This window comes from Streptomyces sp. NPDC002734 (assembly GCF_040295685.1).
Classification (GTDB): Bacteria; Actinomycetota; Actinomycetes; order Streptomycetales; family Streptomycetaceae; genus Streptomyces.
In genome coordinates this window covers 54,078-74,201 of the sequence record NZ_JBEOVU010000005.1, presented here as the reverse complement: position 1 = coordinate 74,201, position 20,124 = coordinate 54,078, and the positions used below count along the sequence as shown (strand labels likewise).

The 20,124-nt window shown below is 73.4% G+C and carries 22 protein-coding genes; 12 read left to right on the top strand and 10 right to left on the bottom strand.

Annotated features, from left to right (window positions below):
• Window positions 1–43: 43 nt before the first annotated feature.
• The gene (locus ABT026_RS06750) at window positions 44–526 is read right to left on the bottom strand and encodes a CarD family transcriptional regulator (RefSeq protein ID WP_003953493.1); all 483 of its coding nucleotides are present in this window, start codon (window positions 524–526) and stop codon (window positions 44–46) included.
• Window positions 527–1,215: 689 nt separating this feature from the next.
• On the opposite strand from ABT026_RS06750, the gene ABT026_RS06745 reads away from it, so the two are divergent.
• Window positions 1,216–1,863 (top strand): copper chaperone PCu(A)C domain-containing protein, encoded by a 648-nt coding sequence (locus ABT026_RS06745; protein ID WP_351112945.1) that lies wholly within the window; start codon window positions 1,216–1,218, stop codon window positions 1,861–1,863.
• Between the two features lie 73 nt (window positions 1,864–1,936).
• Here ABT026_RS06745 and phoP read toward each other — a convergent pair whose 3' ends face one another.
• Both phoP and ABT026_RS06735 read right to left on the bottom strand, forming a co-directional pair.
• Window positions 1,937–2,608, bottom strand: a complete 672-nt coding sequence (gene phoP / locus ABT026_RS06740; RefSeq protein WP_471997393.1) for a two-component system response regulator PhoP — start codon at window positions 2,606–2,608, stop codon at window positions 1,937–1,939.
• 5 nt (window positions 2,609–2,613) lie between these two features.
• Window positions 2,614–3,996 carry a sensor histidine kinase gene (locus ABT026_RS06735; protein WP_351112943.1) on the bottom strand — a complete coding sequence of 461 codons (1,383 nt, stop codon included), beginning with the start codon at window positions 3,994–3,996 and terminating at the stop codon, window positions 2,614–2,616.
• Between the two features lie 258 nt (window positions 3,997–4,254).
• Here ABT026_RS06735 and phoU point away from each other — a divergent pair, with 258 nt between their 5' ends.
• The 3 genes from phoU (at window position 4,255) to ABT026_RS06720 (ending at window position 5,715) form a co-directional block, all read left to right on the top strand.
• Window positions 4,255–4,923 (top strand): phosphate signaling complex protein PhoU, encoded by a 669-nt coding sequence (gene phoU / locus ABT026_RS06730; RefSeq protein ID WP_351112941.1) that lies wholly within the window; start codon window positions 4,255–4,257, stop codon window positions 4,921–4,923.
• A gap of 151 nt (window positions 4,924–5,074) precedes the next feature.
• Window positions 5,075–5,230, top strand: a complete 156-nt coding sequence (locus ABT026_RS06725) for a hypothetical protein (protein WP_351112939.1) — start codon at window positions 5,075–5,077, stop codon at window positions 5,228–5,230.
• A gap of 236 nt (window positions 5,231–5,466) precedes the next feature.
• The gene (locus ABT026_RS06720) at window positions 5,467–5,715 is read left to right on the top strand and encodes an SCO4226 family nickel-binding protein (protein WP_351112937.1); all 249 of its coding nucleotides are present in this window, start codon (window positions 5,467–5,469) and stop codon (window positions 5,713–5,715) included.
• A 56-nt stretch (window positions 5,716–5,771) separates the two neighbouring features.
• Here the strand turns inward: ABT026_RS06720 and ABT026_RS06715 are convergent, their stop codons facing one another.
• Window positions 5,772–6,590, bottom strand: coding sequence for a class I SAM-dependent methyltransferase (locus ABT026_RS06715; RefSeq protein ID WP_351112935.1), 819 nt, complete (start codon window positions 6,588–6,590; stop codon window positions 5,772–5,774).
• Between the two features lie 193 nt (window positions 6,591–6,783).
• Between ABT026_RS06715 and mshA the strand changes: the two genes are divergently transcribed.
• Both mshA and ABT026_RS06705 read left to right on the top strand, forming a co-directional pair.
• On the top strand, window positions 6,784–8,130 hold the full coding sequence (mshA, locus tag ABT026_RS06710; RefSeq protein WP_351112933.1) for a D-inositol-3-phosphate glycosyltransferase: 1,347 nt from the start codon (window positions 6,784–6,786) through the stop codon (window positions 8,128–8,130).
• Window positions 8,123–8,608 (top strand): type III secretion system chaperone family protein, encoded by a 486-nt coding sequence (locus tag ABT026_RS06705; protein WP_351112931.1) that lies wholly within the window; start codon window positions 8,123–8,125, stop codon window positions 8,606–8,608. The genes mshA and ABT026_RS06705 overlap by 8 nt, the downstream gene beginning before the upstream one ends.
• Window positions 8,609–8,722: 114 nt before the next feature.
• Here the strand turns inward: ABT026_RS06705 and ABT026_RS06700 are convergent, their stop codons facing one another.
• The gene (locus ABT026_RS06700) at window positions 8,723–9,265 is read right to left on the bottom strand and encodes a GNAT family N-acetyltransferase (RefSeq protein ID WP_351112928.1); all 543 of its coding nucleotides are present in this window, start codon (window positions 9,263–9,265) and stop codon (window positions 8,723–8,725) included.
• Between the two features lie 212 nt (window positions 9,266–9,477).
• Here ABT026_RS06700 and ABT026_RS06695 point away from each other — a divergent pair, with 212 nt between their 5' ends.
• Entirely contained in the window at window positions 9,478–9,939 is a 462-nt protein-coding gene (locus ABT026_RS06695) for a DUF2199 domain-containing protein (protein ID WP_351113125.1), read from the top strand.
• Between the two features lie 65 nt (window positions 9,940–10,004).
• On the opposite strand, the gene ABT026_RS06690 is transcribed toward ABT026_RS06695, so the two are convergent.
• On the bottom strand, window positions 10,005–11,279 hold the full coding sequence (locus tag ABT026_RS06690) for an MDR family MFS transporter (protein ID WP_351112926.1): 1,275 nt from the start codon (window positions 11,277–11,279) through the stop codon (window positions 10,005–10,007).
• A 129-nt stretch (window positions 11,280–11,408) separates the two neighbouring features.
• Between ABT026_RS06690 and ABT026_RS06685 the strand changes: the two genes are divergently transcribed.
• Window positions 11,409–12,170: a phosphoglyceromutase gene (locus tag ABT026_RS06685; RefSeq protein WP_351112924.1), complete on the top strand. Its 762-nt coding sequence runs from the start codon at window positions 11,409–11,411 to the stop codon at window positions 12,168–12,170.
• A gap of 90 nt (window positions 12,171–12,260) precedes the next feature.
• Here ABT026_RS06685 and ABT026_RS06680 read toward each other — a convergent pair whose 3' ends face one another.
• Window positions 12,261–12,557: a ribosomal protein L7/L12 gene (locus tag ABT026_RS06680; protein WP_351112921.1), complete on the bottom strand. Its 297-nt coding sequence runs from the start codon at window positions 12,555–12,557 to the stop codon at window positions 12,261–12,263.
• Between the two features lie 272 nt (window positions 12,558–12,829).
• Here ABT026_RS06680 and ABT026_RS06675 point away from each other — a divergent pair, with 272 nt between their 5' ends.
• Window positions 12,830–14,326, top strand: a complete 1,497-nt coding sequence (locus ABT026_RS06675) for an FG-GAP-like repeat-containing protein (protein WP_351112918.1) — start codon at window positions 12,830–12,832, stop codon at window positions 14,324–14,326.
• Window positions 14,327–14,516: 190 nt separating this feature from the next.
• Here the strand turns inward: ABT026_RS06675 and ABT026_RS06670 are convergent, their stop codons facing one another.
• The gene (locus ABT026_RS06670; RefSeq protein WP_351112916.1) at window positions 14,517–14,993 is read right to left on the bottom strand and encodes a MarR family winged helix-turn-helix transcriptional regulator; all 477 of its coding nucleotides are present in this window, start codon (window positions 14,991–14,993) and stop codon (window positions 14,517–14,519) included.
• Window positions 14,994–15,101: 108 nt separating this feature from the next.
• On the opposite strand from ABT026_RS06670, the gene ABT026_RS06665 reads away from it, so the two are divergent.
• From ABT026_RS06665 to ABT026_RS06655, 3 genes are all read left to right on the top strand, one after another.
• Window positions 15,102–15,476, top strand: a complete 375-nt coding sequence (locus ABT026_RS06665) for a cupin domain-containing protein (RefSeq protein ID WP_351112913.1) — start codon at window positions 15,102–15,104, stop codon at window positions 15,474–15,476.
• Between the two features lie 361 nt (window positions 15,477–15,837).
• Window positions 15,838–17,037, top strand: coding sequence for a C40 family peptidase (locus ABT026_RS06660; RefSeq protein ID WP_351112911.1), 1,200 nt, complete (start codon window positions 15,838–15,840; stop codon window positions 17,035–17,037).
• A gap of 281 nt (window positions 17,038–17,318) precedes the next feature.
• Complete coding sequence (locus tag ABT026_RS06655; RefSeq protein ID WP_351112909.1) at window positions 17,319–18,767, top strand: PP2C family protein-serine/threonine phosphatase; 1,449 nt, start codon at window positions 17,319–17,321, stop codon at window positions 18,765–18,767.
• 152 nt (window positions 18,768–18,919) lie between these two features.
• Here the strand turns inward: ABT026_RS06655 and ABT026_RS06650 are convergent, their stop codons facing one another.
• Together ABT026_RS06650 and ABT026_RS06645 are read right to left on the bottom strand one after the other, a co-directional pair.
• Window positions 18,920–19,276 carry a DUF2516 family protein gene (locus ABT026_RS06650; RefSeq protein ID WP_351112907.1) on the bottom strand — a complete coding sequence of 119 codons (357 nt, stop codon included), beginning with the start codon at window positions 19,274–19,276 and terminating at the stop codon, window positions 18,920–18,922.
• A gap of 180 nt (window positions 19,277–19,456) precedes the next feature.
• Window positions 19,457–20,110 carry a hypothetical protein gene (locus ABT026_RS06645; RefSeq protein ID WP_351112905.1) on the bottom strand — a complete coding sequence of 218 codons (654 nt, stop codon included), beginning with the start codon at window positions 20,108–20,110 and terminating at the stop codon, window positions 19,457–19,459.
• Between the last annotated feature and the right edge of the window lie 14 nt (window positions 20,111–20,124).

Below are 20,124 nucleotides of genomic sequence, written 5' to 3'. Positions count from 1 at the left end.
CGGTCGCGCACGGCGTCACCGCTCGGGCACGACCGGGGGAACATCAGGAGGCGAGCACCTCGTCGAGCAGGGCCTCGGCCTTGTCCTCGTTGGTGTTCTCCGCGAGAGCCAGTTCGCTCACCAGGATCTGGCGGGCCTTGGCGAGCATGCGCTTCTCACCGGCGGACAGGCCGCGCTCACGCTCGCGACGCCACAGGTCGCGGACGACCTCGGCGACCTTGATGACATCGCCGGAGGCCAGCTTCTCCAGGTTTGCCTTGTAACGGCGCGACCAGTTCGTGGGCTCCTCGGCGTACGGCGCGCGCAGCACCTCGAAGACCCGGTCCAGCCCATCCTGACCGACCACGTCGCGCACGCCTACGAACTCCGCATTGTCCGCGGGCACACGCACCGTCAGATCGCCCTGGGCGACCTTCAGCACCAAGTAGGTCTTGTCCACGCCTTTGATCTGGCGAGTTTCGATGGCCTCGATCAGCGCGGCCCCGTGATGGGGATAGACCACGGTGTCGCCAACCTTGAACGTCATGTGACAGGTACCCCTTCCGTGGCTATCCAGGGTAACACGGATTGGGCGTGTTCTGAATGGCGTTTTCGCAGGTCAGGGCATATCTCGGGGCTTGACAACTCCTGCGGGTACATGCTTCGGAAGGGGAACGGAAGGGGGTATTCGCAGGTCGGAGGGGGGTTCACGGCCGTGCGAAACGCGGACGTTACGCCCCTTCGCGGCCTCGCGACAACGACGTTACGCCCCAGAATGTCCGATTCCAAGTGAACGATCTCCGCTACTCCGTTCGAGCGGACCGGGTGCCTCCCGCCGAGCTCCCCGGGGCTATCCGAAATTGATCACCGGCCGGCCGAGTGACCACCTGATCGATTTTCACGGACGCCATTTGGGCCTGCGGAAATAACGCCCCGCAGTTATGCGAATGCTGAACCGGGGAGCGGTGATTCCGGGACGTGCGGCGGGGGTTCGCACCGCTTCCGCGACCTGAAGAACGTCGCGTTGTGATGAACGTCAAGCGGACCGGTGAAGTTCCTGTGTGTGCGAAGATGCGCGAAGAGCCGGATCACGCCGTGTGCATGTGCTGTTCGCACAGGGTGGGTCGGGTGCGGCGGGGAACAACGGGCTCGGTAATCTTGGTGCGCTACACAGACCCAAGGGAGCCGGCGTCCGCGCCGTCCCGCTCCGCCCACGTTCAAGGAGTTGCCGCCGCCGTGAGCAGCAGCCTTCGACGCGGCGCCCTCGCCGCCGCCGCCATCGCGTTCTCGATCGCCTCGCTCGCCGCCTGCGGCGCCGGCAACCACGCCGAGACCCTTCAGATCAAGCCGGACCTCGCGGACGTCACCGTCGGCCACATCAAGGTCCAGAACGTCGCCGTCCTCACCCAGGAGGACCCTGAGGCCACCGGCCCGGCCGCCGTGATGGCGACCGTCTTCAACGACGGGCAGACCGACCAGACCCTCGACTCCATCACCCTGCCCGGTGGTCCGACCGTGGACCTCAAGGCCGACAAGGGCAGCCAGGTGAAGGTCCCGGCCGGCGGCCGGGTGGTGATCGGCGGCAAGGACGCCGCCGCCGTCGCCACGATCCCCGGCGGCCGTGAGGCGGTCCGCGACGGCGACGTCCAGCGGGTGACCTTCGCCTTCAGCGAGACCGGGAACGTCTCCCTGGACGCCCTGGTCCTCCCGGCCGAGAACCAGTTCGCGGACTGGGGCCCCTCGGCCGTGCCGAGCGCGGCCGGTCCGTCGGGCGAGCCGTCCTCCTCCGCGTCCGCCTCGGCCTCCGAGCCCGGGGACCTCGACGCGTCCCAGGGCGAGGCCGAGCCGTCCGCCGAGCAGTCGGCGTCCGGCGCCGGTCACTGACACCCGCACCGCACGCGAAAGGGGCGGCTCCCCCGGGGGAGCCGCCCCTTTCCGCTGTCCGGGCCGGGCCGGTCTACGGCTCGAACTTGTAGCCGAGACCGCGGACCGTGACCAGGTACCGGGGCGCACCCGGGTCCGGCTCGATCTTGGCGCGCAGCCGCTTGACGTGGACGTCCAGGGTCTTGGTGTCGCCCACGTAGTCGGCGCCCCAGACCCGGTCGATCAGCTGCATGCGGGTCAGCACCCGGCCCGCGTTGCGCAGCAGCATCTCCAGCAGGTCGAACTCCTTGAGCGGGAGGTCCACCTTCGCGCCGTCCACGGTCACCACGTGACGGTCGACGTCCATGCGGACCGGGCCCGCCTCCAGCGCGGCGGGGGTGGCCTCCTCGGGCTCCCCGCGTCTGCGCAGCACGGCGCGGATGCGGGCGACCAGCTCGCGCGAGGAGAACGGCTTGGTGACGTAGTCGTCCGCGCCTATCTCCAGGCCGACGACCTTGTCGATCTCGCTGTCCTTGGCGGTGACCATGATCACCGGGACGTTGGAGCGGTTGCGCAGCTGACGGCAGACCTCGGTGCCCGGCAGCCCGGGCAGCATCAGGTCCAGCAGGACCAGATCCGCTCCGTTGCGCTCGAACTCGTCGAGGCCGTCGGGGCCGGTCGCCGCGACGGCGACCTCGAAGCCCTCCTTGCGGAGCATGTACGACAGGACGTCGGAGAAGGACTCCTCGTCCTCGACGACGAGCACACGGGTCACGGGCGGACCTCCGGAGCGGGAGCGGGAAGCGGATCGGGCGAAGCGGCGGGCACGGCGGTGGACCCGGTGGCGATGGGGGCGGCCGGCACGACACCGGCCTGCGGACCTGCGGTGAACTGGTCGGTGCCCTGCGCGCCGGTGGCGGGCGCGCCGGTGGCGGGCGGGGTGGCGACGGGTGGGACGGGGGCGAGCCGGCCGGGGGTGGAGCCGTCGCGGCGGCCGCGGTCGCGTGCTGCGGCGGCCTCGGGCAGCCGGACGGTGAAGGTGGAGCCCTGGCCCTCGGTGCTCCAGACGGTGACCTCGCCACCGTGCGAGGCGACCACGTGCTTGACGATCGCCAGGCCCAGGCCCGTGCCGCCGGTGGCCCGGGAGCGGGCCGGGTCGACCCGGTAGAAGCGCTCGAAGATGCGGTCCCGGTCCCGGTCGGAGATCCCGATGCCCTGGTCGGTGACAGCGATCTCGACCATGTCGCCGCTCGCGTCGGCGACCCGGCGGACCGCGATGCCGACCTTGGTCTGCGCCGGGGAGTAGTTGACGGCGTTCTCCACGAGGTTGCCCAGGGCGCCGACCAGCTGGCCGCGGTTGCCCCAGACGTACAGTCCCTCGGCGCCGGCCGCGGCCATGGTGATGTGCTTGGAGCCGGCCTGCTGGCGGCAGCGGTCCATCGCCTCGTCGACCAGCACCTCGACCTTGACCGGCTCGGCGTACTCCAGCGGGTCGTCGTTCTGGATGCGGGAGAGGTCGATGAGCTCCTGCACCAGGTTGGTCAGGCGGGTGGCCTCGATCTGCATCCGGCCGGCGAACCGCTCGACCGCCTCCGGGTCGTCGGAGGCGTCCATCACGGCCTCCGACAGCAGGGAGAGCGCTCCCACGGGGGTCTTCAGCTCGTGCGACACGTTGGCGACGAAGTCACGCCGCACCGCCTCGATCCGGCGGGCCTCGGTGAGGTCCTCCACCAGCAGCATGACCAGGCGCGACCCCAGCGGGGCCACCCGGGCGGACACCGCCAGCGGTTCGGCCCGGCCGGCGCGCCGGGGGAGTTCCAGTTCGACCTGGCGTATCTCGCCGTCCCGGCGGGTGTCCCGGGCCATCTGGAGCATCGGCTCGACGGCGAGCCGGCCGCCGCGGACCAGACCCAGCGCGTAGGCGGCGGAGCTGGCCTTCACCACGGCGTCGGCCTCGTCGAGCACCACCGCCGAGGAGCGGAGCACCGACAGCACGGTGTCCACCCCGCGGGGCAGCGCGGCCTCGGCCCGGTCGGCGGCGCGGGAGGGGCGTTCCAGGTCGCTCTCGCTCCAGCGGAACGCCAGCATGGCGACCACGCCGGTGAGCACACCGGCTATCGCCGCCGCTGCGGCGACCGCCGCGTCTACGTCCATGCCTCCAGGTTAGGCGGGGGCGGGGGGTGCTCCGCAGCCTCCGGAGGGAGACCTGGCGCACTGGTCGCCCAGAGTTCACCTTCCGGTCCGTGTCGGTTCACCGGAGGGGACCGGTACGGCAGGGGCGGCGGGCGACAGTGGCTTCACCGGACGCCGGGCGGGAAGGACGGACGGCACCTGGCACCACCTTCGTGTTCGGCCCGCCCGGGGCACCCCGGGATCCGCCCGGGACCGTTCGTCATCGGAAAGGAAGCACGGATGCGTGACGCGTACCACGAGGAACTCGACTCGATCGGCGAGGACCTGGCGGAGATGGCCCGTACGGTCGGCTCGGCGATGGGGCGGGCGACCGCGGCGATACTGGACGCCGATCTGTCACTCGCGGAGCGGGTGATCGAGTCGGACCGCGCGGTCGACGAGACCCAGCACGACCTGGAGGCCCGGGCCATCGCCCTGCTGGCCCGCCAGCAGCCGGTGGCCACCGACCTGCGGAGGGTGGTGACCTCGCTGCGGATCTCCGCCGACCTGGAGCGGTCCGGCGACCTGGCCAAGCACGTGGCCAAGCTGGCGCGGCTGCGCTACCCGCAGAAGGCGGTCCCCTCCGACCTGCACGCCACCGTCCTGGAGATGGGACAGCTCGCCCAGCGGCTGATGGCGAAGACCGCCCAGGTGCTGGCCACCGAGGACGTCCGGCTGGCGCTCCAGCTGGAGCAGGACGACGACGCCATGGACACCCTGCACCGCGCCCTGTTCCAGCACCTGATGGACGACAAGTGGCAGCACGGCATCGAGACGGCGGTCGACGTGACCCTGCTGGGCCGCTACTACGAGCGGTTCGCGGACCACGCGGTGTCCGCGGCGCGGCGGGTGGTGTTCCTGGTGACCGGTGAGCACCCGGGGGACCTTCCGGCCGAGGGCGGCGCGTAACGGGGGCGGCGCGTAACGGGGCGGAGGCGCGGGCCGGCCCCGGCCCGCCCCGGCGCATCCGTGCGCCGTTGATGCGCCGTGCGCCACGGCGGTGCAATGGGGCGACACCGTTGGACGGTCCTGCTGGACGCCACTGGAGGGATGGACCGAGATGCCCGAGGCCCCCCGTACGGACGACGACCCGACCCGCGCCGCCGACACCGAGGAGGCGCCCGCCCCGCGCGCACTGCCACTGCTCGCGGCCTGCGGCTGCGGCTCCGGCTGCGGCTGCGGCTGCCAGTCCGGCGGCCCCTGTCAGTGCGGCTGACGCCACGAGACACCCGGACGCCGGGCCCGCACACCTCCGTGCGGGCCCGGCGTCCGTCCGTGCCCCCGCCGGCGCGCCGCCTGTCCGCGGAGCGCCGCCTGCCCGCGGGTGCCCCGCCGTCCCACGGCGCGCCGTGCCCTCCGGGGGCGCGTCCCGCCGTTTGTCGTGACCTCGGCGGAGGCGGACGATGGGGAGAGGGGAACCGGACGCACTCGACAGGAAGAAGGTGCGCAGCCATGGCCCGCTTCATGGATGTCCACCGGAACATGAACGGCATCACCGGCCCCGAACTCGAGGAGGCCCACGCGGCCGACCAGGCGCTGGAGAAGGCCGAGGACGTGCACTTCGAGGGAGCCTGGGCCGACCCGGAGTCCGGCACCGTGTACTGCCTGTCCAGCGGCCCCTCGGCCGAGGCCGTGCAGCGCGTGCACGAGCGCGCGGGACACAAGGCGGACGAGATCCACGCGGTCCCGCTGTCCGTCTGACGCCCGGGTCCCCGCGGCACCGCGGTCCGCCCCACGCCCGGACCGGCGCCCGGAGCTCAGGCGCCGCGCGGGGCGAGCGCCTCCCAGGCCACCGTGACCTCGCCCTGGCGCCACCGCGCGGGCCCGTCCGTCACGGGCCAGTCCGCGGTCAGGTCCCGCACCGCGCGGATCCACCGCTGGCGCGCCCCGTAGGAGGCGTACGGCGCCGCGGCCGCCCAGGCGCGGTCGAAGTCGCGCAGGAACGCGTGCACCGGCTCGCCCGGCACGTTCCGGTGGATCAGCGCCTTCGGGAGGCGTTCCGCCAGGTCCGACGGGCGGTCCAGGGAGGCCAGCCGGGCGGCGAAGGTGACCGTCCGCGGGCCCTCGGGGCCGAGGGCGACCCACACGTGGCGGCGTCCGATCTCGTCGCAGGTGCCCTCCACCAGCAGCCCGCCCCGCGAGCCGTGCGGGCCCGCCGGGGCGAGGCGGGCGCACAGCCGTGACCAGACCTCGGCGACCTGGTCCTCGTCGTACTGGCGCAGCACGTTGGCCGCCCTGATCAGCTGCGGCGGCGCGGGCAGCGGCACCTCGAAGCCGCCGTGCCGGAACTCCAGCCCCTCCCGCTCGTACGGGCGGGCCGCGGCGACCCGGGCCGGGTCGATCTCGATGCCGACCACCCGGGTGCGGGGCGCGGCGGTCCGCAGCCGGCCGAGCAGTTCGACCGCGGTCCACGGCGCCGCGCCGTAGCCCAGGTCGACGGCGACCGGGCCCTGTGCGCGCCGCAGTTCGGCGCCGTGCACGGCCGCGATCCAGCGGTCCATGCGGCGGAGCCGGTTGGGGTTGGTCGTCCCGCGCGTCACCGTTCCCACGGGGCGGGTCGTCGCGCGGGGAGTCATGCCTACGAGGGTACGAAAGCGCTGGTGGGGCCGGAACACGCCGTTCATCTCCCGGCCACACGGCGTAACGTTTTGGCAAAGCCGAAATGGCTGGCGTCCCGCCGGTGTTCTCGCCTCCGGAGGGTTCGAGGCCGCGTACCCACCCGGCCCATCCACCCGACACTCCTGCCCGACACACCTGGAGGACTGCCACGTGAGCCAGTACGTCACCAGGCTCGGGCGTCTCTCCCCGGCGTCGCCGCCGCGGCTGAGGCTGCCGGGTGTACCGCGCCGTGCGCGCCGCGTCGCCATGCTCTCCGTCCACACCTCCCCGCTGCACCAGCCCGGCACGGGCGACGCGGGCGGGATGAACGTGTACATCGTCGAGCTCGCCCGCCGCCTCGCCGCGCAGGGCGTCGAGGTGGAGGTCTTCACCCGCGCCACCTCCGCCTCCCTGCCGCCGGCCGTCGAGCTGGCCCCCGGCGTGCTGGTGCGGCACGTGGACGCGGGCCCGTACGAGGGCCTGGCCAAGGAGGACCTGCCGGCCCAGCTGTGCGCCTTCACCCACGGCGTGATGCAGGCCTGGGCGGGCCACCGTCCCGGCCACTACGACCTGGTCCACTCCCACTACTGGCTCTCCGGGCACGTCGGCTGGCTGGCCGCCCAGCGCTGGGGCGTGCCGCTGGTGCACGCCATGCACACCATGGCCAAGGTGAAGAACGCCTCGCTCGCCCAGGGCGACACGCCCGAGCCGCCGGCCCGCGTGATCGGCGAGACGCAGATCGTGGACGCCGCCGACCGGCTGATCGCCAACACCGCCGACGAGGCCGCCGACCTGGTCCGCCACTACGAGGCCGACCCCGCGAAGGTCGAGATCGTGCACCCCGGCGTCAACCTGGACCGCTTCCGCCCGGCCGACGGCCGGGCCGCCGCCCGCGCCCGCCTGGGTCTGCCGCAGGACGCCCTGATCCCCCTCTTCGCCGGGCGGATACAGCCGCTGAAGGCGCCCGACGTGCTGCTGCGCGCGGTGGCGGTGCTGCTGGAGCAGCGCCCCGACCTGCGCTCGCGGCTGGTGGTGCCGGTGGTCGGCGGCCCCAGCGGCAGCGGCCTCGCCAAGCCGGAGCGGCTCCAGAAGCTGTCGTCGCGCCTCGGCCTGAACGACGTGGTGCGCTTCCACCCGCCGGTCGGGCAGGACCGGCTCGCGGACTGGTTCCGGGCGGCGTCGGTGCTGGTGATGCCCTCCTACAGCGAGTCGTTCGGCCTGGTCGCCATCGAGGCGCAGGCCACCGGCACGCCGGTGCTGGCCGCCGCGGTGGGCGGCCTTCCGGTCGCGGTGCGCGACGGCGAGACCGGCTTCCTGGTCCGCGGCCACGACCCCGCCGACTACGCGGCCGTGCTGCGGCGGTTCGCCGACGAGCCGGCGCTGACCGCCCGCCTCGGTGAGCGTGCCGCTCGGCACGCCCAGGAGTTCGGCTGGGACCGGGCCGCCGCGGCGACCACCGAGGTGTACTCGGCCGCCCTGCACGCCCACCGCCGTCGCGTACGCTCGGCCCATGGCTGACGCACGCGAGGTGATCGAGGCGTTCCTGCGGGACGCCGAGCTGGAGTGGGAGTCCCCGGAACCCGGCAACTACGTCGTGAAGCTGCCCGGGACGCGGAAGCTCTCCACCACGGTCTCGCTGATCGCCGGCCGGCACTCCCTGTCGCTGAACGCCTTCGTCATCCGTCACCCGGACGAGAACGAGGCAGGCGTCCACCGCTGGCTGCTGGAGCGCAACCTCAAGCTGTACGGCGTCTCCTACGCGGTCGACCCGCACGGCGACGTGTACGTCACGGCCCGCCTGCCGCTGGCCTCGGTCACCGCGGACGGCATCGACCGCCTCCTCGGCCAGGTCCTGGAGGCCGCCGACGGCGCCTTCAACACGCTGCTGGAGATGGGGTTCGCGTCCTCCATCCGCAAGGAGTACGCCTGGCGGGTCTCCCGCGGCGAGTCCACCCGCAACCTGGACGCCTTCGCGCACCTGCTCGACAAGGAGTGACCGGGGGCGCCGATCGACGGCCGCCCTCTGGACTTCCCCGTCGGCCGCCGATCGCGGTGAGCCGGTCGTCGAGGTCGCCGAACCCCTCCCGCTCCGCCCGGAGGCCGGCGGCGTTCACCCCGGCAGGGAGCCCACGGGGGCGGCGGGCGTGACGGACGCGTGAGGCGCCTCGTCGCGCGGGACGTCCGCCTCCATCAGGGGCAGCACCCGGCCCGCCACCGACCCCGACGGAACCGTGCCGACGACGCGGGCGCCCATCGCCCGGTAGAACGGCTCGGCGTTCGGGTCCGCGTCGATGGCCAGGCTGCGCATCCCGAGGCGGCGGGCGGTGGCCAGCCCTTCCTCGTACAGCCGTCGGCCGACGCCCGATCCGATGGCGGTCGGGTCGACGAAGAGCATGTCGAGCCGGCCCCGGGGCGGCGCCCCGTCGATCAGCACGAAGCCCAGCACCCGCCCCGTCCCGTCCTCCGCGACGGTCGCGTTGCCCGGCGTCAGGTCCTCGGGCTTCAGCGTCAGTTCGTCACGGCAGGCGGTGAGGAAGGCGGCGTCGTACCCCCAGTGCCCCTTGGAGCGCAGCGCCAGCTCGCTCAGCGCGGGCGCCTCGTCGGCACGGGCGGGACGGACACGGAGACGGTCACCGGACGACGTGAGGGACATGCGGACCTCCTGGACTCGCTGACAGGGTGCCACGGCGGGCGGAACGAGCGGAACGGAACGTCACGGGTGGCGGGCGGGAGCGGACGCCGGGGCGCGGCGGGTCCGGCGGTTCGGCCGTGGCCGTCCGAGGGGGCCATTACTCTCGGGTCATGACACACGAGGAACCCGGCTTCGTCTGCTCGCAGTGCGGCGAGCACCACGCAGGCCTCCCCATGGGTTACTCCACCGAGGCGCCCGACGTCTGGGATCAGCGCTACGCCGAGCGCGAGGACAGTGTGCTCTCCCCCGACCAGTGCGTGATCAAGGGCGAGCACTTCTTCGTGAAGGGCCTGATCGAGATCCCCGTGCGCGACAGCGCGGTGCCCGGGGGCGAGGTCTTCGAGTGGGGTGTCTGGGTCTCGCTCAGCGCCCAGAACTTCCGGCGCTCGGACGAGTTGTGGGAGACCCCCGGGCGGGAGGCGGAGCCGCCGTACTTCGGCTGGCTGAACACCTCGCTGCCCCTCTACTCCCCCACCACCCTCAACCTCCGCACCAACGTCCACACCCGTGAGGTGGGCCGCCGGCCGTACGTCGAACTGGAGCCGACGGACCATCCGCTGGCGGTGGAGCAGCGCGAGGGCATCACCCTCGCGCGGGTCCGCGAGATCGCCGAGGCCATGCTGCACGGGACCTGAGCGGGCGGCCGCGGGGACCGCCCTCGGGCGGCTCCGGTACGTCCGCCCCGGGCAGGCGGCGCGGGTCAGGCCGCCTCGGTCACCGGCTTCGGCAGGCCGCCGGCCGGAACGGTGACCTCCGCCTCCGGCGGCAGGTTCCGCGTCAGCAGCACGTACCCGGCCGCCGCCACCGTGCCCAGCACCGCGCAGCCGCCCCACAGCCAGTTCGCGCCGTACCCGTCGATCACCACGCCCGCGACCAGCGGGGCGACGAGGGCCGCCAGCGACCAGGACATCGTGTAGATCCCCTGGTAGCGCCCGCGCCCCTCCACCGGCGAGAGCCGGACCACCAGGCTGGACTGCGTCGGCGCGTTCAGCATCTCGGCGAAGGTCCACACGCACACGGTGAGCACCAGCGTCCCCAGCGTCCCGGCGAAGGCGGTCAGCGCGAACCCGTAGCCCGCCAGCAGCGCGGCGACGGCCAGCAGCCGGCGCGGGTCGCGGTGCTGGATGAGCCGGGTGACCGGCAGCTGCAGGGCGACGATCAGCACGCCGTTGACCGCGATGGCCAGGCCGTACTCCGCCGGGCTGAACCCCTGCTTGCCCATCGCGACGGGCAGGCCCACGTACCCCTGCTGGAAGATCAGCGCGACCACGAACGACAGCCCGACGAGCGACATGAACCTCCCGTCGCGCAGCACCGTGCCGAGCCCCACCCGCGGTCCGCCGACCTTGCCGTCGGCCGCCGGCGCGTCGAGGGAGGGATCGGGCCGCGACTCGGGCAGCTTCACGAACACCACCACGGCGCAGGCCAGCGTCATCACCGCCTCGACGAGGAAGCCCGCCCGGTAGCTGACCTGCGCGACGAACCCGGCCCCCGCCGCGGAGACGGCGAAACCGAGGTTGATGGCCCAGTAGTTGAGCGAGTAGGCCCGCACCCGGTCCTCGGGCCGCACGATGTCCGCCATCATCGCCTGCACCGCCGGCCGCGAGGCGTTCGACGCCATGCCGACCAGGAACGCGACGGCCGCGATGCTCACCGGGTCACTGACGAAGCCGAGCAGCGCCACCGACGCCGCCGTGGACAGCTGCGCGATCAGCATGGTGGACCGGCGGCCGAGGCGGTCGGTCATCACCCCCGCGCCGACCGAGGAGATCACTCCGCCGAGCCCGTGCAGCGCGGCCACCAGACCGGTGTAGGAGGCGGAGTAGCCGCGCTCCAGCGTCAGGTAGAGCGCCAGGAAGGTGGCCACGAAGGCGCCCAGGCGGTTGACCAGGGTGCTGACCCACAGCCACCAGAAGGCCGACGGGAGACCGGAGACGGTCTCCCTCAGGGCACGTCTCGGCGAGACGACGGACAAGGCGGCCTCCACAGGACTGCCGTAAGCGGCGCAGACGGACGGTGCATGTTACTTCCGCACGTCGGGCGGGAGCCACCGAATACTGGACGCCCGCGCGACCCCCGCCGCCCTCCGATTACGCTGGGTGCCATGGCCGACGCACCGTACAAGCTGATCCTCCTCCGCCACGGCGAGAGCGAGTGGAACGCCAAGAACCTGTTCACCGGCTGGGTGGACGTGGACCTGACCGACAAGGGCGAGAAGGAGGCGATCCGCGGCGGCGAGCTGATGAAGGACGCCGGGCTCCTCCCCGACGTCGTGCACACGTCCCTCCAGAAGCGTGCCATCCGCACCGCCCAGCTCTCCCTGACCTCCGCCGACCGGCACTGGATCCCCGTCCACCGCAGCTGGCGCCTCAACGAGCGCCACTACGGCGCCCTGCAGGGCAAGAACAAGGCGGAGATCCTCGAGCAGTTCGGCGAGGAGCAGTTCATGCAGTGGCGCCGCTCCTACGACACCCCGCCGCCGGTCCTCGAGGCCGACGCCGAGTGGTCGCAGTACAACGACGCCCGCTACGCGACGATCCCGCCGGAGCTGCGCCCGCAGACCGAGTGCCTGAAGGACGTCGTCCACCGGATGATGCCGTACTGGTACGACAGCATCGTCCCCGACCTGCTGACCGGCCGGACCGTCCTGGTCGCCGCCCACGGCAACTCGCTGCGTGCGCTGGTCAAGCACCTCGACGGCATCTCCGACGCCGACATCGCCGGCCTCAACATCCCCACCGGCATCCCCCTCGCCTACGAACTCGACGCCGAGTTCAAGCCCGTCGTCCCGCGCGGCACCTACCTCGACCCGGAGGCCGCCAAGGCCGCCATCGAGGCCGTGAAGAACCAGGGCAAGAAGAAGTAACCCGCTCGCGTAAGCCCCCTGCCTGCGGCTTTCCCGCAGACAGGGGGCTTTCCGCTGCCCCCGGGCCGTCTCCGGGCCGTCTCCGGGCCGTCAAGGCGATGGAGCGTTGCGCTCTCCGGGCTCCGACTCCTGTCTCCACTCCGCCCCGGCGCCGGCCCTCCGGAGCACGGCGACGGCGGACCGGGCCCTGTGCGCGGACACCCCCTCAAGGAGGGTGACGGGCACTCGGCGTGCCAGCAGCCGGCTGTGCCACAAACTCAGCCCGGTCACCTCTCGCACAGCTCGGATCACCTCCATCTCGCGGGGCCCGCAGTCGACGAGCACCACCTCGTGGGCCGGGTCGTCACAGACCAACGTGTAGTGCTCGGTGGACTCCCCGCCGGACATCTCACCCTCCTGATCACGGTGGACGGAAGACGGAAGCGCATGCGCCGCTCCCGACGCCGGGCCGGCACGGGCCAGTTGTCGGGGTCCGGATTGCTTCTCGGGGCGGGGCTCCCCCAGGGCCGAGTCCCGGGAGCCACCGCCCGGGGCGGTTGCGGCTCGGGGACATTACCGTGACATTCAGGCGTACAACCGGGCGGGGCCCACCGGAGTCGGACTGGTTGAACGCGCGGCGCGTCTCGCGCCCCGCGTCGACCGACCCGAAAGGCATCTCCATGTCTCGAGCACGAGGCGGCGCCCGTTCCACGCGACTGGGCGCTCCCCTTGCCGCCGCGGCGCTGCTGGCCGGCGGCCTGGGCGCCTGGTCGCTGACCACGGCGACGGCCCACGCCGCCCCCGCCCCCTCCGTGGGGGTCCAGGACGACTTCAACCGTGATGGCTACGCCGACCTCGTCGTCGGGGCGCCGAACGCGACCGTCTCCGGCGCGGCCCGCGCCGGCTACGTCGCGGTGATGTACGGGTCGTCCGCCGGCGTCGACACCGCGAAGAAGAAGATCGTGAGCCGCTCCACCAGCGGCGTCCCCGGCGCGGCCACCGCCGGCCAGCGCTTCGGCTCCACCTTCGCCAAGGGCGACCTGGACGGCGACGGCTACGGCGACCTGATCATCGGCGGCGGCACCGCAGGCTCGGTGATCCTGTGGGGCTCGGCCTCCGGGCTCACCGGCGGCACGGCGGTCGCCGGGTACGGGGCCGCCCCGCAGATCGGCGACTTCGACGGCGACAACAAGGCCGACCTGGCGCTGTTCTCCCAGCAGGAGGTCAGGGGCGACGACCCCGCGGGCGCCCCGGCGACCCTGTGGAAGGGCCCGGTCACCCGGGCCGGCGCCCCTGCGGCCGTGCTGCCGCTCCTCGACAAGTCGCTGTGGTGGGGGTACGGGGAGGAGGACATGTCCTGCAACCCCGCCGGCACCTGCGAGGACGGTCCCGCCTCGATCACCGGTCCGGTCAGGGCCGGCCAGGTCGGCGACGTCAACGGCGACGGCCGCGACGACATCGTCCAGTGGCGCTACACCGGTGACGGCACCTGGGGCAGCCGCCTGCTGCTGGGCGGCGGCGCCACCGGCTTCAAGCGCGGCTGGGTGCCCGGCGACTCCGCCCATAGCACCCCGGCCGGCACCGGCATCGGCGACATCAACGGCGACGGCTACGACGACGTCGTGGTCGGCGCCGAGGACTGGTCCGACAAGGTGCGGATCTCCTACGGCTCGGCCTCCGGCCTCTCCGAGGCGAACACCGTGCTCCTCGACCAGGACTCGCCCGGCATCCCCGGCGCCCAGGAGGAGGGGGACCTCTTCGGTTCCTCCGTCTCGGTCGCCGACATGACCGGTGACGGTTACGCCGACATCGCGCTCGGCGTCGCGGGCGAGGACATCGGCACGATCGAGGACGCGGGCGCCGTCGTCCTGGTGCCCGGCAGCGCCGCGGGCGTCACCGGCGCGGGCGCCAAGGCCGTCAACCAGGACACCGCCGGGATCCCCGGCGTCGGCGAGGCCGGCGACATGTTCGGCGTCTCCACCGCGCTCCTGGACATGAACGGCAACGGCTACCGCGACCTCGCCGTCGGCACGACCGCCGAGAACAGCGAGAACGGCGCGGTCTGGCTGCTGCGCGGCGGCTCGGCCGGCCTGTCCACGAAGAACGCGTACGCGTTCGGCGCCAAGGACATCGGCGCTGCCTACACCGACGCCTGGTTCGGCTTCTCCGTGCGCTAGCGGCGGACGGGCGGCCGTCCCGTCCCGGACGTCTCCCTGCCCGCCGTTCCGCAACCTGCCCCCGTCCGCCGACCCGGCGGGCGGGGGCTTTCCGTCGTCCCGCGGGCGGAGGGTGCCGGTCCCGGTCCCTCCCGCTGTCCCGCAGGCGCCGGTCCAGGTCCCCTGTTGCCGGCCCCGGGCAGGGATCAGGTCACCACAGGGGGCGCAGCGGCGGCGGGGAGTCGCCCGCCATGACGCGCACCAGGGCGGCGAGTTCGGCGCGCGGGAGCCGCAGGCCCGACTCCTGGAGCCGCGCGGCCAGTTCGGCCTCGAGTCCGTGCAGGGTCCGGCCCGCCACCGCGAGGTGCTCCTGGGCCCGGGCGGTGAGGACGACCAGCTTGCGGCGGCCGCCCGCGGGGTGCGGGCGGCGTTCGACGTAGCCGCGCTTCTCCAGGTCGTCGACGATCTGCCCGGCGGCCTGCTTGGTGACCCCGAGCGTCTCGGCGAGCTCGCTGCTGGTCGCGCCGGCTCCGCGCAGCGCCTGGAAGACCAGGCCGTGCATCGGGCGCAGGTCGTCGTAGCCCGCGGCGTCGAGGCGGTTCACGAACTCGGTGAGGACCAGCTGGAACGCCATGCCGAGCAGGAAGGTGAGCTCGGTCCGCTCCAGCGGGTCGTGCGTGGTCTCCATCGATTCATCTTGACACAGGTATGTAAAGCCTCTTTACTCAGTGGTGTGAGTAAAGAGGCTTTACATACGACCGTGTCCGCCGGACGCGGATACACGAGGGGGTTCTCCATGACGGTGATCGACGAGACCGAGCAGCGGACGACCAGGACGGGCGCGGGGGCGATGTTCGCACTGGCGGCTCCGAGCCAGGGGAGCAAGGAGCTCAGCACCTGGCGGGTGGAGCTGGGCGAGGGGGCGGCGACGCCGGTGCACCTCATCGACCGCGAGCAGGTCTGGATGCCGCTGTCGGGCGAGTTCCAGGTGGAGGTCGAGGGCGCCGTGGAGCGGGCGAAGGCCGGTCAGGCCGTACTGCTGCCCGCGGGCGCGGTGCGGCAGGTCACGGCGGTGGGCGGACCGGCCCAGGCACTGGTCGCCATGCCGGCCGGCGGCCGGGCGATGCTGCCCGGCGGCGAGGACAAAATCGCCCTGCCCTGGGCGGAGTGACGCCGCTTCACGCCCGGCCGGACACCGTGCCGCCACAGGGCCGGGGCCGCCGTCGCGGCGGTCCCGGCCGGCGCCGACGCCCCTCGCCGCCCCCCTGACCGAACGTCACCCGAACGGACTCGCGCCCCGGGAACGATCGCTTCGCACTGTTCGTCACACCACCTGAGGGATCGTCACGCACGCCCGCCAGGAGGAGAAAGGCGGTCGTGAGCGAGGGCGGCCGAGAGCCGGCCGAGGCGGCGGACGGCATGTCCGACTCCGGTCGGCTCGGCACGACCTCTGTCGCTTTGCCCGTGCGGCATGGCAGCATCCCCCAGGGACGTGTGATGTTACCGACGGTAAGACAGGTGGGAGGCGACCCATGGCAGCAGGCAGAGGAAGAGGCGGACGCGGCCCGAGCCGCCGCGGGCTGATCGTCGCGGCCGTGGCGCTGGTCTGCGCGATCACCGCGGTGGGCGCGCCGGGCGTGGCATACGCGGGCACCCATGTGCCGGCCGCCGCGAGCGCGGCGAACGACCCCGCGCCCGTTCCCGCCAGCACCGCGCAACTCGAGGCGGTCCGCGAGCAGCTCGACGCCCTCTACCGCGAGGCGGCCCGCGCCACCGACGCGTACAACGCGGCCGAGGAGAAGGCGAAGGAGCAGTCCCGGGAGATCGCCGGGCTCACCGACCAGATCTACGACGTCCAGCAGCGGCTGGACGACCTGCGTCAGCGGGCCGGGGCCGCCGCCCGCGCCCAGTACCGGGGAGCCGGGCTGCCCCCGGAGGCCCGGCTCTGGCTGAGCGACGACCCCGAGGACTTCCTCGACGGCGCCCGGCGCGTGCGGGAGGGCGAGAAGGCCGCCAAGGGCGTGCTCGCGGACCTCAACGAGTCCAAGGAAGACCTCAAGAAGCTGGAGCGGGAAGCCTCCACGCGGTACGAGAAGCTCGAGAAGCAGCGCAAGGCCAAGGACAAGGCCCGCGAGAAGATCGAGAAGCAGGTGAAGCAGGCGGAGGAGCTCGAGTCCCGCCTGGAGAAGGAGGAGCGGGAGCGGCTCGCCGAGCTGGAGGCCGAGGCCGACCGCCGGTCCCAGGCCGACTGGGTGGGCTCCGGCATCCTCGCCGGTCTCGACGACGCCACCTCCGACTCCGCCCGCCGCGCCATCGCGTACGCCTCCGGCCAGTTGGGCAAGCCGTACGTGTGGGGCGCCGAGGGCCCCGACTCCTTCGACTGCTCGGGCCTGACCTCGCAGGCGTGGGCCGCGGCCGGTTACGGCATCCCGCGGACCTCGCAGGAACAGTGGCGGCGGCTGCACCGGGTGCCCGTCCAGCAGATGCGCCCGGGCGACCTGATCATCTACAACAGCGACGCCACCCACGTGGCCATGTACGTGGGCGACGGCCTGATGATCCACGCCCCGCGCCCCGGCCGTTCGGTGACCGTGGCCGGCGCGGGCACCATGCCGATCCTGGGCGTGGTGCGGCCCGACCCGAAGCAGCCGAGCACAGCGGCCGCACAGGCCGGAGGACAGCGGAGCGGCGGGCAGAAGGGCGAAGGACAGAAGGACGGAAAGAAGGACTGACACACCGGAACACCCCCTTCCGGTGCGGGAGTAGCGGAGTGACGCATTCCACCTCTTCCCGCCTGCCGGCCGGCCTCGGCGCGTGACGTTCGTCATCCCCGCCGAGGCCGCCGTCTCGTCCGAAAGCGCTCCTGAACGCGGCATTTGACGCTGCCGGACCCGGCTTCCCGCGGGCGGTCCGGCATTCCGTTGTGCCCTGGTGAGCCGCTAAGGTCCCCACTCGGCGGGCGTCGAACCCTCTCGGTCCCGCCACTTCGGGGGGAGGGAAGGAAACCGAACCCATGTCGATGCACATACCGCGTCCCCGGGCGGTCCCGCCCGTGGAGAGCGATCCGGCGCCGGACGCAGGCGCCTGGGCGGACGGCGCTCCCGCCCCGGAGGCCCCGCGCCCCCTGGGGCCGGCCGGCGCCGCCCCGTCCGCGGCATCGGCGAACCCGTCGGCGGACCACCCGCACCCCACCGCCCCGAACCACGAGGAGCACACCTCGCCGGACAATCCCGCGTCCAGCGCCCCGGCGGCCGAGAAGGCCCCCGCCCCGGCGCAGCTGACGCTGCTGCTGATCGAGGCCGACCCGGGCGGCTCCGCCGTCGTGACCGAACTCCTCGGCTCCGACGGCAGGCCCGTGCGGGTCCGTACCGCCCGCAACCTCACCGAGGCGGAGCGGCTGCTGACCGACGACGTGAACTGCATCCTGCTCGACCTCGACCTCCCCGCCCCCGGCCGGACCGCCCCGTCGCAGGACGGCGCGGCCGAGGACGAGCTGGCCGTGCTCAAGCACGTGCTGCGGATCGCGCCCCGGCACGCGGTGCTGGCCCTCACCAGCTCGGGGGACGCCGAGCGGCGCGGGCCCGAGGCGGTCCGCGTCGGCGCCCAGGACTACCTGGTCCGTGACGAGCTGGACGGGCGGCTGCTGCGGCGCGCGATCCGTTACGCGGTGGAGCGCAAGCGTTCCGACACGGCGGAGCGGCGGCTGACCGAGTCCCGGCTGCGGGCCCAGGAGAACGCCCGGCTGGAGCGGGGACTGCTGCCCACGCCCATCCTGGACGGCTCCCTGCTGCGGTTCGCGGCCCGCTACCGGCCGGGCCGCTCGCGCGCCCTGCTGGGCGGCGACTTCTACGACACGGTGCGCACCCCGGACGGGGCGGTGCACGTGATGATCGGCGACGTGGCCGGTCACGGCCCCGACGAGGCGGCGCTCGGAGTGGAGCTGCGCATCGCCTGGCGCGCCCTGACGCTGGCCGGGCTGAGCGGCGACGACCTGCTGGCCACCCTGCAGAAGGTGCTGGAGCACGAGCGGCACAGCGAGGAGACCTTCGCGACCCTCTGCCAGGTGGACATCGCGCCGGACGGACGCAGCGCCGGGGTGTGCCTGGCGGGTCACCCGCCGCCGCTGATCGCCCGCCCGGGCGAGGGCGCCCATCTGCTGCCCTACGAGGAGAACGGCCCGGCGCTCGGTCTGCTGACGGACGCGCGCTGGCCGCGCACCGAGATGTGGCTGGGCGACGCGTGGAGCCTGATGCTGTACACGGACGGCCTGATCGAGGGCCGGGACGGCGGCGGCCAGGGCGAGCGGCTGGGCGAGGACGGCATGGCGGACCTGGTCCGGCACCACCTGGCGGCCGGTCTGAGCGGCGAGGTCCTGCTACGCGAGACGCTGGCGGAGGTCCGCTCGCTCAACGGCGGCGAGCTCACCGACGACGTGGCCGTCCTGCTCCTCGAGCGCGGCTGAGGGTCCGCGGACGCGCCCGGCGCACGGGGTGCGGGGCGCACCGCCCACTGGCTGCACCGCCCACCGGGTGGACCACCCACCGACCGACAACGCCCACGACGCCGGGCCGGCGTCGTGGGCGTGCGTGTGGGGCGGGCGGCGGACGGCGGGGGTCAGCGGCCGCCGTTGTACGGGCCGTAGGGGCCGTCGCTGCTGGAGCCGCCCCGGGTGCGGTTGCGCCCGCCGCCCGGGAGGTTCCGCAGGGCGGGACGCACGTCGACCATGTACACGATCGTCGCGATCAGACCGATGATCGGCAGGAACGACAGGATCGGGAAGATCAGGTTCACCACGAAGGCGAGCCCGAGGATGATCAGCCAGAACGGCTTGGTCTTCTTGTCGGCGGCCCGGTAGCCGTCCTCACGGCGGATCGCCGCGTCCACCAGCGCGAACCCGCTGAACACGATCAGCGCGAGGTTCAGCAGATACATCAGGTTGCTGAAGCCCTGCATCAGCACAACGTCCACCACCAGTCTCAGGTCGCCCGGGCCCGGAAGCGGGTCCTGGGGGAGGTCCTGTCAGCCACGGTACTCGTCTCCCGCCCGTGGCTCCCTACGGCTGTCCGTGGACCCTTACCCGGCGGGCGGGCCGGGCACCCAGGGGGCGCCCGGCCTTACCGCGCACGGCCGACGGCGACGGCCGCGGGGTGCTCACTCGGCGGGCGGCGTGGACTTCTTCGCCGTGCGCCGGGCGGGGGCCTTCCTGGCCGGGGCGGCCTTCTTCCCGGCGGCCTCCGCGGCACCGGCCTCACCGGCCTCCGCGTCGGTCTTCGCCTGCGCCGGCTCGTCCTGCGGGACGGCGGAGGCGGGCGGCTGCGCCACCGGGGTCTCGGCGGAGGCCGGCTTCGAGGCCCGCGGCTCGACCGCCGCGGCGGCGTCGACGATGCCGTCCGCCGCCTCGCCGCGCCAGACGCGGACCGCCTGCTCGCCGTGCTCGGCGACCCGCTCGTAGGTCTCGCGGGCCTTGACCGCGTACTCCAGCGCCCGGCCCACGCCGCGCAGCGCCAGGCCCTGCGCGGTCTCGCCGAGCTTCTTCAGGTCGGGCTCCAGGCCGGACACGACCTCGGTGACCTTGGCCTGGACGACCGTGGTGGTCTCCTTCACCCGGGCCACGGCCTTCTCCTTCACGGCCTCGGGGTCGGCGGCCTTGACCGCCTCGATCCGGCCCGGGGCCTCCGCCCGGATCTGCTCGACCAGAGCGGGCACCTTACGGGCCTGCTGAAGGGCCAGGTCGGCGGTGCCGGCGGCGAAGTAGAGGGGCGTCGGGTCGCTGAGGGTCTTGCGCAGGTCGTCGGTGATGGCCATGAGGATGGTCCTTC